18 protein-coding genes are annotated in these 13,012 nt (G+C 72.2%); 5 read left to right on the top strand and 13 right to left on the bottom strand.

Annotated elements, in window-relative coordinates; genetic code table 11:
• Positions 1–27 precede the first annotated feature (27 nt).
• On the top strand, positions 28–681 hold the full coding sequence (locus tag ACZ7HT_RS34120; protein WP_471173214.1) for a CBS domain-containing protein: 654 nt from the start codon (positions 28–30) through the stop codon (positions 679–681).
• A 35-nt stretch (positions 682–716) separates the two neighbouring features.
• Here the strand turns inward: ACZ7HT_RS34120 and ACZ7HT_RS34125 are convergent, their stop codons facing one another.
• The 12 genes from ACZ7HT_RS34125 to ACZ7HT_RS34180 all read right to left on the bottom strand — a co-directional run bounded on the left by ACZ7HT_RS34125 (position 717) and on the right by ACZ7HT_RS34180 (position 10,111).
• Positions 717–1,901 carry a cation-translocating P-type ATPase C-terminal domain-containing protein gene (locus tag ACZ7HT_RS34125; protein ID WP_471173216.1) on the bottom strand — a complete coding sequence of 395 codons (1,185 nt, stop codon included), beginning with the start codon at positions 1,899–1,901 and terminating at the stop codon, positions 717–719.
• A complete protein-coding gene (locus ACZ7HT_RS34130; RefSeq protein WP_471173217.1) occupies positions 1,894–2,487 on the bottom strand; it encodes an Rv1733c family protein in 594 nt (197 codons plus the stop codon). Before ACZ7HT_RS34130 ends, ACZ7HT_RS34125 begins: the two co-directional genes overlap by 8 nt.
• Positions 2,488–2,524: 37 nt before the next feature.
• Positions 2,525–3,028, bottom strand: a complete 504-nt coding sequence (locus tag ACZ7HT_RS34135; RefSeq protein ID WP_471173218.1) for a flavodoxin domain-containing protein — start codon at positions 3,026–3,028, stop codon at positions 2,525–2,527.
• On the bottom strand, positions 3,025–3,480 hold the full coding sequence (locus ACZ7HT_RS34140) for an Hsp20/alpha crystallin family protein (protein WP_471173220.1): 456 nt from the start codon (positions 3,478–3,480) through the stop codon (positions 3,025–3,027). Before ACZ7HT_RS34140 ends, ACZ7HT_RS34135 begins: the two co-directional genes overlap by 4 nt.
• A gap of 202 nt (positions 3,481–3,682) precedes the next feature.
• A complete protein-coding gene (locus tag ACZ7HT_RS34145) occupies positions 3,683–4,504 on the bottom strand; it encodes an ABC-2 transporter permease (RefSeq protein ID WP_471173222.1) in 822 nt (273 codons plus the stop codon).
• A complete protein-coding gene (locus ACZ7HT_RS34150; protein ID WP_471173223.1) occupies positions 4,501–5,472 on the bottom strand; it encodes an ABC transporter ATP-binding protein in 972 nt (323 codons plus the stop codon). The genes ACZ7HT_RS34145 and ACZ7HT_RS34150 overlap by 4 nt, the downstream gene beginning before the upstream one ends.
• A gap of 40 nt (positions 5,473–5,512) precedes the next feature.
• Positions 5,513–5,755 carry a CBS domain-containing protein gene (locus ACZ7HT_RS34155; RefSeq protein ID WP_471173225.1) on the bottom strand — a complete coding sequence of 81 codons (243 nt, stop codon included), beginning with the start codon at positions 5,753–5,755 and terminating at the stop codon, positions 5,513–5,515.
• Positions 5,756–6,076: 321 nt separating this feature from the next.
• Complete coding sequence (locus tag ACZ7HT_RS34160) at positions 6,077–6,757, bottom strand: putative PEP-binding protein (protein WP_471173227.1); 681 nt, start codon at positions 6,755–6,757, stop codon at positions 6,077–6,079.
• A 241-nt stretch (positions 6,758–6,998) separates the two neighbouring features.
• Entirely contained in the window at positions 6,999–7,919 is a 921-nt protein-coding gene (locus tag ACZ7HT_RS34165; RefSeq protein ID WP_471173229.1) for a universal stress protein, read from the bottom strand.
• Positions 7,916–8,347 carry a universal stress protein gene (locus tag ACZ7HT_RS34170; protein WP_471173231.1) on the bottom strand — a complete coding sequence of 144 codons (432 nt, stop codon included), beginning with the start codon at positions 8,345–8,347 and terminating at the stop codon, positions 7,916–7,918. Before ACZ7HT_RS34170 ends, ACZ7HT_RS34165 begins: the two co-directional genes overlap by 4 nt.
• Positions 8,348–8,516: 169 nt before the next feature.
• Positions 8,517–9,212 (bottom strand): helix-turn-helix domain-containing protein, encoded by a 696-nt coding sequence (locus tag ACZ7HT_RS34175; RefSeq protein WP_471173233.1) that lies wholly within the window; start codon positions 9,210–9,212, stop codon positions 8,517–8,519.
• Complete coding sequence (locus tag ACZ7HT_RS34180) at positions 9,212–10,111, bottom strand: universal stress protein (RefSeq protein ID WP_471173235.1); 900 nt, start codon at positions 10,109–10,111, stop codon at positions 9,212–9,214. Before ACZ7HT_RS34180 ends, ACZ7HT_RS34175 begins: the two co-directional genes overlap by 1 nt.
• Positions 10,112–10,572: 461 nt before the next feature.
• Here ACZ7HT_RS34180 and ACZ7HT_RS34185 point away from each other — a divergent pair, with 461 nt between their 5' ends.
• Positions 10,573–10,782: a CBS domain-containing protein gene (locus ACZ7HT_RS34185; RefSeq protein ID WP_471173237.1), complete on the top strand. Its 210-nt coding sequence runs from the start codon at positions 10,573–10,575 to the stop codon at positions 10,780–10,782.
• Between the two features lie 19 nt (positions 10,783–10,801).
• Here the strand turns inward: ACZ7HT_RS34185 and ACZ7HT_RS34190 are convergent, their stop codons facing one another.
• Positions 10,802–11,062, bottom strand: coding sequence for a DUF1918 domain-containing protein (locus tag ACZ7HT_RS34190; RefSeq protein ID WP_471173239.1), 261 nt, complete (start codon positions 11,060–11,062; stop codon positions 10,802–10,804).
• Between the two features lie 216 nt (positions 11,063–11,278).
• On the opposite strand from ACZ7HT_RS34190, the gene ACZ7HT_RS34195 reads away from it, so the two are divergent.
• From ACZ7HT_RS34195 to ACZ7HT_RS34205, 3 genes are read left to right on the top strand one after another with little or no spacing between them, the layout of a single operon-like run.
• Positions 11,279–11,476 carry a CBS domain-containing protein gene (locus tag ACZ7HT_RS34195; RefSeq protein WP_471173241.1) on the top strand — a complete coding sequence of 66 codons (198 nt, stop codon included), beginning with the start codon at positions 11,279–11,281 and terminating at the stop codon, positions 11,474–11,476.
• Entirely contained in the window at positions 11,476–12,156 is a 681-nt protein-coding gene (locus tag ACZ7HT_RS34200; protein ID WP_471173242.1) for a CBS domain-containing protein, read from the top strand. The genes ACZ7HT_RS34195 and ACZ7HT_RS34200 overlap by 1 nt, the downstream gene beginning before the upstream one ends.
• On the top strand, positions 12,153–13,007 hold the full coding sequence (locus ACZ7HT_RS34205; protein WP_471173244.1) for a universal stress protein: 855 nt from the start codon (positions 12,153–12,155) through the stop codon (positions 13,005–13,007). Before ACZ7HT_RS34200 ends, ACZ7HT_RS34205 begins: the two co-directional genes overlap by 4 nt.
• Positions 13,008–13,012 lie beyond the last annotated feature (5 nt).

Consider the following 13,012-nt stretch of genomic DNA (forward strand, 5'->3'; position numbering starts at 1 on the left):
CCTATATCCCCCGCTGAGGAGAGAGCCATGACCGCCCAGCCGTTCACCGTCGCCGACGTGATGACCAAGAAGGTCGTCGCCGTGCTGCCCGGCGCGGAGTTCAAGGAGATCGTCACCACGATGGAGCGGTGGAAGGTGAGCGCCGTTCCCGTCGTCGAAGGAGAGAGCCGGGTCGTCGGCATCGTCTCCGAAGGAGACCTGATCCTCAAGGAAGAGCTCCATGACCACCGCCTCGGCCTCGTCGAACAGCTCCGCAGAGGTGACGCCACGGCCAAGGCCGGCTCCCGCCGGGCCGAAGACCTGATGACCTCGCCGGCCGTCACCGTCGCTCCCGAGTCGTCCCTGCCCCAGGCCGCCCGCTTGATGGCCGCCCACCACGTGAAGCGGCTGCCGGTCGTCGACGAGAGCGGCACGATCCAGGGCATCGTGAGCCGGTCCGACCTTCTCAAGGTGTTCCTCCGCCCTGACGAGAATCTCGCGGCCGAGGTGCGCCACGATGTGGTCGAGCACCTGTTCCCGCTCTCTCACCGTCTGGTCGAGGTCCGCGTCGATGCCGGTGTCGTGACCATGTCCGGCACGGTCCGCGACGCCGCGCTCATCCCGGTCGCGGCCCGCCTGGCCCGCGCCGTCGAAGGGGTGGTGGACGTACGGTGCGAGCTCACTGTTGATGCCGGGGCGTAGCCACGTCTTCGCGCCCCAGGCGCACGACCACACCTTCACCGAGGGGTGTCCACGCGCGCGGTTGTCCTGATCGTCGGCGACGATCGCTGCCGGCGCCGCCAGGCCCGTCGCAGTTCGTCCGTGCCCCACACCAGGACCGGGAAGGTAGCGACGAGCAGGACGACATCCAAGGGAAGGGCAGCGGTGCCGAAGAGGCGCTGCAACGGGGGCGCGTAGACGAGCGCGGCCGTGAAGGCGAGTTCGAAGGCGATGCCGGCGAGCAGCAGCGGGTTCGAGAACACCCCGATGGCACGGAGGGCGGCATGGTCGGTACGCGCTGCGAAGGCGGTGCCGACCTGGCAGGTGACGATGCCGGCGAAGGTGGCCGTGGTGGCCGTGACGTAGGCGTGGTGCAGGGGGCTGCCGGTTCCTGTCGGATCGCCGAGCTGCCAGCCCGCGCGCCAGAGCACGTAGACCTGCCGTTCCAGGGGGCTCGCCTCGCGCCGGGTGCGCTGGCTCAGGGCGGCGATCCGGCCCAGCTCGGTGTGATGCCCAGTGGCGAACACGACGGCCCGGGCCTGTCCTTCGACGCAGGTCGTCCCGCTGAACACGAGGTTCGGCTCCTCCAGGAGCGGGGCGCCGAGGAGCCCGGCGGCGGCCATCCGTTCGGCCGGTACGGACTCCCCCGTGAGCATCGAGAGGTCGACCTCGACCCCGCCCTCGGTGACGCGCGCGTCCGCCGGGACCTTGTCACCCTCCTCCAGGACGATCACGTCGCCCGGCACCAGTTCGCGGGCCTCCACCGTCATGGGCTTGCCGTCGCGTACGACGAGGGCGTGCTCGGGCAGGTAGCGCGCGAGGGTCTCGACGGCGCGCTCCGCCTGCCGTTCCTGGAGCAGCGCGAAGGCTGCGTTGACGGCGATGACCGCCAGGATCGCCCAGCCGAGCACCGCGAGGTCCGCGACGAAGGCGAGCGCGGCCGCCGCCCAGAGCAACAGGGCCAGGGGATGGATCAGTTGGCTGGTCAGCTCGCGTACGAACGAGGTCCGTGCCTTGCGCCGTACCTCGTTCGGTCCGTGGACGGCGAGGCGGCGGGCGGCCTCGCGTGCGGACAACCCGTCCGGCCCGGTCGCGAGTTCACGGCGCAGCCGGGGCAGAGGCTCGCTGGGGTCGAAGGGCAGTACCTCACCCGGTCCCGTGGTCTGCCGCTCGGCGGCACGGCCGCCCGCGCGGTCATTCATCGCCGGGCCCGGGGCCGCTGCGCCGCCGGAGGCGGCCGGACCAGACGGGCTCCACCTGCTCCCACTCATGCTCCCAGGCCGCGAGCCGGCGGCCTTCGGCGCGCCGTCGTACGAGGAAGAGAACACCCGCGCCGGACGCCGCGACAGCACCTGCCGCGGTGATGCCACCCGCGAGCGTGGTCAGCGCGCGCTCCGCGGTGCCACCCGGCGGGCGAGCGGGGGCACCACTGTCGTCCACCCAGACGGTCACGGTGCTGCCCAGCGGCGTCTGCGGAGGGACAGGGACGGTCCCGGACCGACGGACGTGGTCCGGGTATTCCCACGACGCCGGTGCGACGAACCGCAGGTGTGCGCCGAGGCGGGCGGCGACGGGCGGTTCCTCGGCCCGTCCTGTCGTGGTCGCCCGTACCTGGTGACGGTGGACGGCGAGTTCACGGTCGGCCCTGGATCCGGCGTTCCACAGCCTCCCGGCGGCGACCGCTCCGCAGATCACGGCGATCGCCAGGACGAGGATCAGGACGCGACGCCCGGCCGGTCCGTTCCCGGCCGAGGTGGGCTCGCGGCCCGACTGCTCGTGGTGCCTCATGTCGCGCCTCCGGGGTGGGACGGGCCCGCCCGAGGTCTCAGCGCGTAGTGCCGAGCTCGGTTCCGATGTGGTGTGCCCAGGCGCGGACCCGTTCCGGGTTCCGGAAGTCCCCGCCCTTCCCGTGACGGACCAGGGACCGGGCGATCGGACCTGACGTCTCGGCGGTCACAGCGCCGCCGAAGGTGACGTGCTCGCGCGCGCCGAGCTTCTTCATGCGGCGGGCGACGCCGGGCACGGGCGGGATGTCGTGCTGCTCGGCGGAGCTGTCCACAGGCCCGCTGCTGAACATCCAGACGGGTCGGCGGCGGAGCTGGTCGGCGTTGCGCCGGGCACACCGGCGGGCCGTGCCGTTCCAGCGCCCGGCGTAGAGGGCTCCGCCCAGGACGACTCCGTCGTAGCCGCTGACGTCACTGACGTCGTCGGCGGGCAGGACGACCGCGTCGAATCCGTCGGCCCGCAAGGTCTTCCCGATCTCGTCGGCGATCCCGGCGGTCGCGCCGTGCTTGCTGCCGTAGGCGACCAGGACGCGCTTGGCGTTCATGACGTCGCTCCCCTGCCTCCGCCGTCGGCGCGCCGTACCGGGATGGTCCGGCGGATCTCGGGCTTCTCCTCGGGCATCGGGATACGGACGGTGAGGATGCCGTCCTCGTACGAGGCATGGACGTCGTCGGCGGGGATCGCGGCCGGGAGCCGTACGGTCCTGCGGAAGGATCCGTAGCGGAACTCCGAGTGCTCCTTGTCCTCCGTGCTCTCGCTGTGCTCAGCGCTCACCGTGATGAGGTTGTCGTCGACGGTGATGCCGATGTCGTCCGGGTCCATTCCCGGCAGCTCGGCCCGCAGCACGTACCCGTCGTCATCCGTGGACACCTCCACCGGGATGGAGTGCGCGGCGGTACCGGGACGCCATCCGGGCAGCCCGGGGAACTCACGGTTGAACCAGTCGTTGAAGTCGGGGAAGAGGCTGCGCCTGCGTTCCACCTTGTCTCCGGTCATCGTTCCGCTCCTCGTCCGCGGGTCCCGAGATCAGCCTGGTGGGTGGATCAGGTCGTAGATCCGGGTTCGGCCCCCGAGAACCACCCTCCCGCCCCGCCCTCGCACGGCGCAGTGCCCAAAGGGGCTGTCGGGGAGGGCCGAATGGGCCGTATCGGGAAGGGACCGACCGGCCCACGTACCTCCACACCGCGCACTCACCGCCTCACGGGGCGAGGTCGCGGCGGCGCAGCAGCACGTGGGCGGCGAGGAACCCGGCGGCCCCCACGCCGACCAGTACCGCGAGGCTCGGCCAGAGGATCGCGCCCCGCGCGAGGGCGTCACCCGGGGTGTAGTAGTGGAACGGGCTGGCGTACCGCAGGGGTGCTGCCGGCTCCCAGGCGAGAGCGATGAAGTTGACGGCGAACCCGATCGCGCCGATCGCGATGACCGCCCCCAGGACCTCGGACCGTCGCCGTCCCGCCGCCGACACCGCGAGGGCGGGTCCTGTCACGCACAGGACGAACGCGTACCCCATGACCCCGGCCGCCACCACGCCCCCGAGGCCGACGTCCGCGTGGATGTCCGGTGAGAGTGCCACCCCGGCCGCGACGGTCAGGGTGCCGGCCGCGGTCAGCGCGGCGGAGGCGACGAGCAGTGCCGCGGTGCGCTCGGCCAGGAGCCGCGCACGGGTGACGGGCCGGACCATGACGAGCTCGATCGTGCCGGATTCCACGTCGGCGGCGACCGCGGCGGCGGCGAGGGAGCCGATCACGGTCAGCTGGAGGGCGATCCAGAACGGATGGACCAGTCCCGCGCCGAGCAGCCCGGGGTAGCTGGCGATCGAGACGTCCCCGCTGGAGCCGCTGAACGCCCGGTACGCCGACGGTGGTCCCTTGCCGCCGCCGGAGAAGAGCTGTCCGGGCGGGATCGTGTTGGTCACGACGACGATGAGCGTCTCGAAGGCCACCATGCCGATCACGAGAGCGGTGAGCATACGGCGTCGCCGGTGCAGGGCGAGCCACAACAGCGGCAGGCGGGCGTTCATGACGGTCCCTCGGCCGTACGGTCGTGGCCGCCGTCCCGATCGTGGCCGCCGTCCCGGTAGAGGTCGAGGAACGCCTCGTCGAGGCCCGCTTCCTCCACGGTGATGTCGGCGACGGGGAGGGCGAGCAGTTCACGCAGGGTGGCGGTGATGTCGCTCGGCGGGACGAGCAGTTCGGCGCGGTCGCCCTGCCACCGCGGATTCCAGCGGTCGGCGGCCCCGAGGCTCCGTGGAGCGTCGCCTCCGCCTGCGAGGGTGACCCTGATCCTTCTCGCCCGGGCCTCGCGCAGCGCGGCGACCCGCTCGACGGTGACGAGCCGGCCCTCGCGGATGATGGCGACCCGCCCGCAGGCTCGCTGCACCTCCGGCAGGACGTGACTGGAGAGCAGCACCGTGCGCCCGGCCGCGGCGGCCTCCGCCATGAGCTCGTAGAAGGTCTCCTGCACGAGTGGGTCGAGGCCCTCCGTCGGCTCGTCCAGTACGACGAGCCGGGGGTCGTGCTGGAGGGCCTGGACGAGCCCCAGCTTCTGCTTCATGCCCCGCGAATAGCCCAGGACGGGCCGTCGTAGGTCCCTGTCGGAGAGGTCGAGGCGCGCGCAGAGCTCCCGTCGGCGGGGCGACGGGGCGCCTTGCAGCGCGGTCAGCAGTTCGAGCGTCTCCTCTCCTGTGAGCTCGGGGTAGAAGCGCAGCTCACCGGGTAGGTAGCCGAGTTCGGGCGCGAGTCGCGGATGGTTCGCGACGGGATCGAGGCCGAGCACCCTCGCACGGCCCGCCGTGGGGCGCAGCAGCCCGGCGAGGCAGCGCAGGGTCGTGGTCTTCCCGGCCCCGTTGGGGCCGAGGAAACCGAAGACCTCCCCGGCCGCCACTGTCAGCGACAGCGAGTCGACGCCGAGGACCGATCCGTATCGTTTGGTCAGCCGGCTCAGTTCGATGGCGGGCGTCCCGCCCGTACGACCGGCACGTTCCGGCATGCGGTCACCTGTCCTCCGACGCGTACCGCTGCCCGTGTGGTCAGCGGCAGACCTTCTCGACGAAGCGGCCCACCCGTTCCTCCGGCAGATGCCTGGCGAGGCCCGCCTCGCTGATCATGCCGACCAGGCGATGGTCGTCGATCACGGGTACGCGGCGGATGTGGTGGTCCTGCATGGTGCGGAGCACCTGCTCGCTGTCGGCGTCCGCGTCGACCGTGACCGGCTTGCCTTGGGCAAGCAGTCCGGCCGTATGTGGTGGGGGTCCTTGCCCTTGGCGAGGCACTTCACCACGATGTCCCGGTCGGTGATGATGCCGTGGAGCCGGTTGTCCGGCCCACAGATGGGCAGCGCACCGACGTCATGGCCGTGTCCTCCTTTCCAGCCCCCCTGCTTGCGATCGGATCGGGCCGCCACGGTCAGAGAAAGACCGCGGACACCCGGACGGTGTGCACCGGACGCCGAGGACGCGTGCTCATAGCCGCGGGTCGTGGTGACATCCCGGGCCCCCAGGGCAGCCCTTCGCCCGTCGCCTCCCGGCGCTCGGACCGACGGAGCGGTGGCTCGGTGTCCCGGGAGGGACGGCGTCGTGTCCTGCGCGGCATGTTCACTCCCCTCGTCCGGGGCTCGCGTCGAGCGTCGCCTCCGCCTGGGCCACATGGCGTTTGACCGCCGCGAAACTGTCCGGTGCCACCGAGATCGAGTCGAGGCCTGCCTCGACGAGGAACGCGGTGAACGCCGGATCGTCGCTTGGCCGCTGCCCGCACAGGCCGACGGGGCGGCCGACGGTGTGGGCGCGGGCGGCGAGCGCCTGGATGCTGCGGACGACGGCCGGGTCACGTTCGTCGAAGACATGGGCGAGGGCTTCGGAGTCGCGGTCGACTCCGAGAGTGAGCTGGGTGAGGTCGTTGCTGCCGATGGAGAACCCGTCGAAGCGTTCCGCGAACTCCTCCGCCAGGATGATGTCGGCCGGTATCTCCGCCATGACGTAGACGCTCAGTCCGTTCTCGCCGCGCGCAAGGCCCTCCTCCGCCATCACGGCGAGCACCCGGTCGGCCTCGCCGAGGGTCCGGCAGAAGGGGATCACGACGACGACGTTGGTCAGTCCCATCACGTCTCGTACCCGCCTCAGCGCACGGCATTCGAGGGCGAATCCCTCGCGGTGGCCGTCGCTGCAGTACCGGCTCGCGCCGCGCCAGCCGATCATGGGGTTGGCCTCGTCCGGTGTCGTGCCGGCCCAGCTCCGTGAACGGTACGACCCGTTCCACGGGTCCCATGGTGTCTCCACGATTCTCACCGTGCCCTCAGTACGAGTGGTCTCGGTACGAGAGTGCTCTCAGTACGGGAGCGGGCGGCCGGACGGCGTCCGCAGGTCGAGGGGGCGGGGGCGGGGGGTCGGCTGGGGACGGCGGCTGATCCGGATCTGCTGCATCGAGCTCACCTCTCAGGGGATCCGGACCGCGGTCCGGGAGCCGGTCTCGTCCTCCCACTGTGCCGCCCGGGGCCGGGGCGCCCGAGTGCCGAGAGGGTCACCCCGTCGGGGCCGGTCGGTCCGCACGGGGCCGGGACCGATCGGCCCCGCCAGGGGTTCCGTTCGTCCTGCCCGCCTCGGGCAGGGGAACGGTGATCACGGGGCAGGCGGCGTGGCGCAGCAGGCCGTGGACCGTGGAGCCGAGCCGCATGCCGGAGTACCCTCCTCGACCCCTGCGGCCGACGACCACCGCCAGGGCCTCCCGGGAGGCATGGGCGAGTTCCTCGACGGGATGACCTCGCGTGATCACCTGCTCGATGGTGACGTCCGGGTAGCGTGCGGCGCAGCCGGCGACCGACTCGGCGAGCAGCCGACGGCGGTCGGCCAGGCCCTCGGCCTCGCCGTCGCGCGACAGCAGGGGCCGGGGCCACACCCAGACCGCCATGAGCCGTGCCTCGCGCAGGCTCGCTTCCGCCACGGCGAAGCCGACGGCGGCCCGGCAGTCCCTGCTGCCGTCGACGCCGACGACGATCAACGGCGGGTGGACAGCGATGTGCTCCGGCTCGCGGATCACGACGACGGGGCAGTCGGCGCGCGCGGCCAGCGGGACGGCCACCGAGCCCTCACTGAGGACCTCGGCGGCCCTGCCGAGCCGGCGCGAGCCCACCACGGCGAGCGCGGCGCCCCGTGTCCTGTCACGTAGCACGGTGGCCGGCAGTCCGTCGACGAGCTCCGTCATGGTCCACAGCCCGTCGTGCAGTTCCCGTACGAGGTCCTGCGAGTTGGCGAGCGCCGACTCCGCTCGGATGCGCAGGGAGCTCTGGTGGGCGAGCGCGTCGAAACGGAGGCGGTCGTGTACGGGTGGCACGGCGGCGACCAGGCGCAGTCGGGCACCTCTGCGTACGGCTTCGTCAGCGGCCCAGACCAGGGCGGGGACGGACAGCTCGCGGGGGTCGATCCCGATCAGGACGTCGCTCATGGCTCCTCGTCCCGTGTACGGCCGGCGGTGGGGACGATCTCCACCGGGCAGTGGGCGTGGTGGATCAGGGCGTGGGCAACGCGCCCCAGGGACGGCCCGACGCCCAGCGGGCGGCGGCCCCGGCCCCTGACGATCAGGTCGGTGCGGCTGCTCGCCTCGATGAGGATGCCGGGGGTGCTCGTGCCCGTCTCCACGTGGTGTCCGACGATCAGCAAGTCGCGGCCCGTTTCGCGTATCTCCTGGACCGTCTCGGAGCCGGCCCAGTAGGCCCACCGGTCGGTGCCGGCGGCGTGGACGAAGCGGAAGGGAAAGCCCCGGCGGTCGGCTTCGGCGACGGCCCAGAGCGCCGCGGAACGTGTGGAGGGGTATCCCTCGACTCCCACGACGACGTCGCCGAACTCCGGTCGGCCGGGGATCTCGCTGGTCATGGTCTCCTCCTCGCGATACGCCCCCGGGAAATCGCCCTCTCAGGCTCGCATCCGTTGGACCGTGCCCGGATGGGCCGTTCGGCCCCCACCGAGACCTGCACGGCCCCTTCTTCCGGAGGCGGGGCAGGGGGCCTGAAAGCGTTGCCGTACGGGGCCGGACGCCGACATGTCAGGAGTCGGAGGCGGACGGCACCCCGGGAGCGCCCTGGACCACGACGCGTCGTCCCGTCACCCGGCGAGGCGAGAGCAGCACGATCGTGTTCCGCCCGTCTCCGGCCCATGGCGCCGAGTACATCGCGCCTTCGAGCGTCCGGGCCGCATCCGGGTCGGACACCCTGCGCACGGGTCCGACGAGGAGGACACTCCAGCCCTGGCTGAAGGCCTCGTCCACGTGGCCCTCCTCGAAGGCGATCGCCGCGCCGGACTCCGCCGCGCGCGTGAGCGGCGCGTCGGCCGCGGTCATGAACAGGACCTCCCTGCCGACGACCTGGTAGTTCACGGGGAAGATCTCCGGCCCGTCGGGGCCGGTGACCGCGACACGGCCGACGCCATGGTCGTCGAGCAGCTCCCAGCATTCCGATGCGTCGATCTCGTCCATCCGGGCGTGATACCCGGCCCTACCCCTTCCGGGCGCGAAATCCGTGGCGTATCCGGTGAGGTCCTGGACCGTCGTGTCCAGTGCGTTCGCCAGCCGGACCAGGAACTCGATCGCGGGGGCGGGCAGCTGCTCTTCCAGGAGGGCGATGTAGCCCGGTGTGGATCCGGCGCGTGCGGCCACCTCCTCGCGGGACAGGCCGAGGCGGGTGCGCCTGGCCTCGACCCGGCGGCCGAGGTCGCTCATGTGGTGCCGGTCTGCGGGGTTCATCACAGGTCTCCCTCCGAGGCGACGGGGTCGTGCCGCGGAACGACGGCGACCGGGCACGCAGCATGGTGCAGAGCACGGTGGGCGACCCTGCCGAGCTCCAGGCCGACCATTCGGCCCTGGCGTCGCGCCCCGACGACCATCAGGTCGGCGGCGGCGGAGCGCTCGGTCAGCACCCGGTGGGCAAGGCCCTCGACCGTGCTTCTGCGCAGCCGTACGTGGGGGTACTCACTCGCCGTCGCCTCCAGGGCCTTGTCGAGGAGTTCCGAGGCTCGGTGCTCGAGGTGCGCGCTGGGCTCGCCGGCCAGCAGCGGGTGGTCGACGGGTCCGTGGGCCGGTCGTCGCCAGCTGCGTACGACGTCGAGTTCCGCGTCTCGTACGGCTGCCTCGCGGAAGGCGAACCGCACGGCCGGCGCGTCCACGTCGTGATCGCCGACGCCCAGCAGAATCCGCTGGTGGCGCGCCTCCAGGGCCTGCCGGTCCCCACGGACGACGACGACCGGGCCGTGAGCCCGGGCGGCGACGACGAGACCGACGGATCCGAGCAGGAGGTCGGCCAGCTCTCCCCGCCCTCGGGATCCGACGACCAGGAGCATGGCCTCCTGACCTGCGGTGAGCAGCGCCGTGGTCGCGTCCTCGGCGAGGACATCCGTCGTGACGGTGAGATCGGGCGAGCGGCGCCGGGCCCGTTCCGCCGCGATGCCGACGATGTTCTCCGCGAAGACCTGGCCCGACGGCCGGTCCGTGCTCCAGGCCGGTACCACTCCCTCGTACCGCTCCCACAGCGAGGCGTGCACGATACGCAGCGGCTGTCCGTGCCGTACTGCCTCGTCGACCGCCCAGTCCAGGGCCGTCAGGCTGCCGTCGGAACCGTCGACGCCTACCACCACGGGCGACTTCATCGTCCCCACCGCCTTCCACGGATGAGTGGGCCCGCTGCCACGCTCGCACCGGGCGCGGTGCCTCGATAGGGCCGGTCGGTCCCGGCCCCGGTCCGCACGGCCCGGACCGGACCCGCATCCGGAAGCACGGTCGGCGGCTGCGCGCAGACGCGACGGGAGAAAGGACCCATCCGCTTCTCGCGGATCCTGATTGCGCGGTGCGCGGTACGAGACCGCTGCTCCGCGTCCTCACGCGGGTCCTTCCTCACCTTCAGGCAACCACGCCGTGCCCTCGCATGCGAGGGCTGACCGGGCCCTTCCGGACCCCGTTCGGCCCTTCCCTCCCGGGGCCCGACGGCGCAGATTCGTGGTGACACGCACCCGTGCGACAGGACCTCGCAGGACCGGGCTATCAGAGGCCGTCATGAAGCATCCGCGTACCGTCGACGACGTGATGACGCACGGGTGGTGTCGGAGCGGACGTGCTCGGCAAGGTCCCGGGCGACGCCCAAGAGGGCACCGGCGGATCGACAGCGGTCCACCCGATGTCCGTTCCGCCCGCCACAGTTCCGCTGGGCGCCACGCTCGCGAGGGCCACCCGGCTGATGGAGCAGGGCCGTCTCAAGCGGCTTCCCGTGGTGGACGGCGGTGGACACCCCGTCGGAGTCGTCAGCCGCGGCGGCCCGCTGTGACCGCGCCCGCGGGCCCGGGTCACGCCTCCCGGCCGGACGGCGGGAAGTGCTGCACACGCGCGTCGGGGCCGGGGAAGACGAGCGTGACCCGTCCGGTGTCCGACCACCGCACGTCAAAGGGAGGAGTGCCGTCCTGGTGATGCAGACCGACGATCTCCCCGTCGCGCCCCTCGTCCCCGACGGTGGCGCCGCCGACGATCAGCCGGTCGCCGACGCGGGCCCACAGCCCTGCGCGGTACCCGTCCCGGCTGTGTCGTGTTCTGGTTCCGGTTCCGGTCATGGCCCTCTCCTCCCGGCACGAGCGCGTCCCGGCACGAGCGCGCGGACGCGGCGTCCTCCGAGACTGCACCGCCTTGTCTTCATCCTGCACGCCGGTCGGCCCGCCTCACAGGGGCCAACAGTCCCGGAAGGGGACCATTCGGCACTGCTGCCGGGCACGGCCCGCGCGGCACTGTGGGACGCACCGGGCCTCGCATCCCGTGAAGGGAGGAGCGTCATGCAGCACCGGCCCGTCTTCGAGGTGATGACGCACGACGTGGTCACCGGCGCTCCCACCACCGGGTTCGAGGACATCGCCCGGCTCCTCGCCGACCACGACATCTCGGCAGTCCCGCTCGTCGACGACGACCGGCGGCTGCTCGGCGTGGTGCCGGAGGCGGACGCGGGCGCGTCCATGCACGGAAGGAGCGGGTGATGCGTCACCGCAGGATCGGCCAGTTGATGACCCGTGAGGTGGTGAGTGTCCACGGCGACGCTCCGTTCAAGGAGATCGTGCGGGTGCTCTCACAGAACCGGGTGACCGCGGTGCCGGTGGTGGACGGAGCGAATCGCGTGATCGGTGTCGTGTCGGAGGCCGACCTGCTGCGCAAGACCGCCGACCAGGCCGCCGCACCGGGAGACCTGCCTGCCGTGCCGGGGTTCGAGGCGTGGGAGCGGGCGAAGGCCGAGGGCACGCGCGCGGAGGAGCTGATGTCGGCACCCGCCGTCTGCGCCCGGCCCGATTGGACCGTGGTGGAAGCCGCCCGGCTCATGGAGGTACAGGGCGTCAAGCGACTCCCCGTCGTCGAGGACAGCGACCGGCTGGTGGGCATCGTGAGCCGCCGCGACCTGCTGGGAGTCTTCCTCCGTGAGGACGACGACATCCGCCGCGAGATCACCGAGGACGTACTCGTCGGCACTCTCCGCCTCGATACGGCCGCCCTGACCGTCGAGGTGCGCAACGGGCGGGTGGAGCTCGGCGGCACCGTGGCGTACCGGGGCATGATCCCGGCGATCGAGCGCATGTGTGCGACGGTCGACGGCGTCGTCTCGGTCTCCCGCACCCGGCTGGGCTACGAGAACGATGACATCACATCAGGAGGTGGACGGTCATGACGCAGGGCATCGTGGTCGGCATCGACGGCACGAAGCAGGCCGACGCGGCCGCCGAGTGGGCGGCCGACGAGGCCATGCTTCGCGGCACCGGGGTGCGTCTGGTGCACGCGAGGGAACCGTGGCCGGAGTCCGTCGCCCCGTTCGCGGCACGGGCGTCCGAGGAGCCGTGGGCCGAGGAGCTGCTCGCCCGGACCGCCGAACGGCTGCGCGCGCGGCGCCCGGGGCTTTCGGTGACCGTCAGGTTCATCCCCTCGGGGCCGGTGCCGGGCCTCGTCGCGGCGGCCGAGGAGGGCGAGCTCCTGGTCCTGGGTTCGCGCGCGCTGAGCGGTGTGGCCGGCTATCTGGTGGGCTCGGTGGGACTGTCCGTGGCCGGTGTCGTCGACCGGCCCGTCGTCCTCGTACGAGACCATGGCGACGCCTCACCACGCCGCTCCGTCACGGTCGGGATCGACGCGCAGCAACCCGCCGATGCCGTCCTGCAGTTCGCGTTCGAGGCGGCCGCACGACGGCTCGGAGTCCTGCACGTCGTCCACGCACAACAGCTTCCGCTCTACGGCACGCTCGGACCGGCCATGGTGCCGGACGTCCGGCTCGCCGTGGCCCCCGAGATCGAGCGTTCCCTGGACGATCTCCTTGAGCCGTGGCGCGCCAAGTACTCCGATGTGACGGCCACCGCGCGCGTGGTGATCGGATCCGCCGGCCTGGAGCTGGTGCAGGCCTCCGGGGACGCGGACCTGGTGATCGTGGGCCGGCGCACTCGGCGTTCCACGCTGGGCGCCCACATCGGCAGTGTGGCCCACGCCGTACTGCACCACAGCCGCGCCCCTGTCGCCCTCGTGCCCCACGAGTGATCTGG

The organism is Streptomyces sp. NPDC037410 (genome assembly GCF_055602235.1).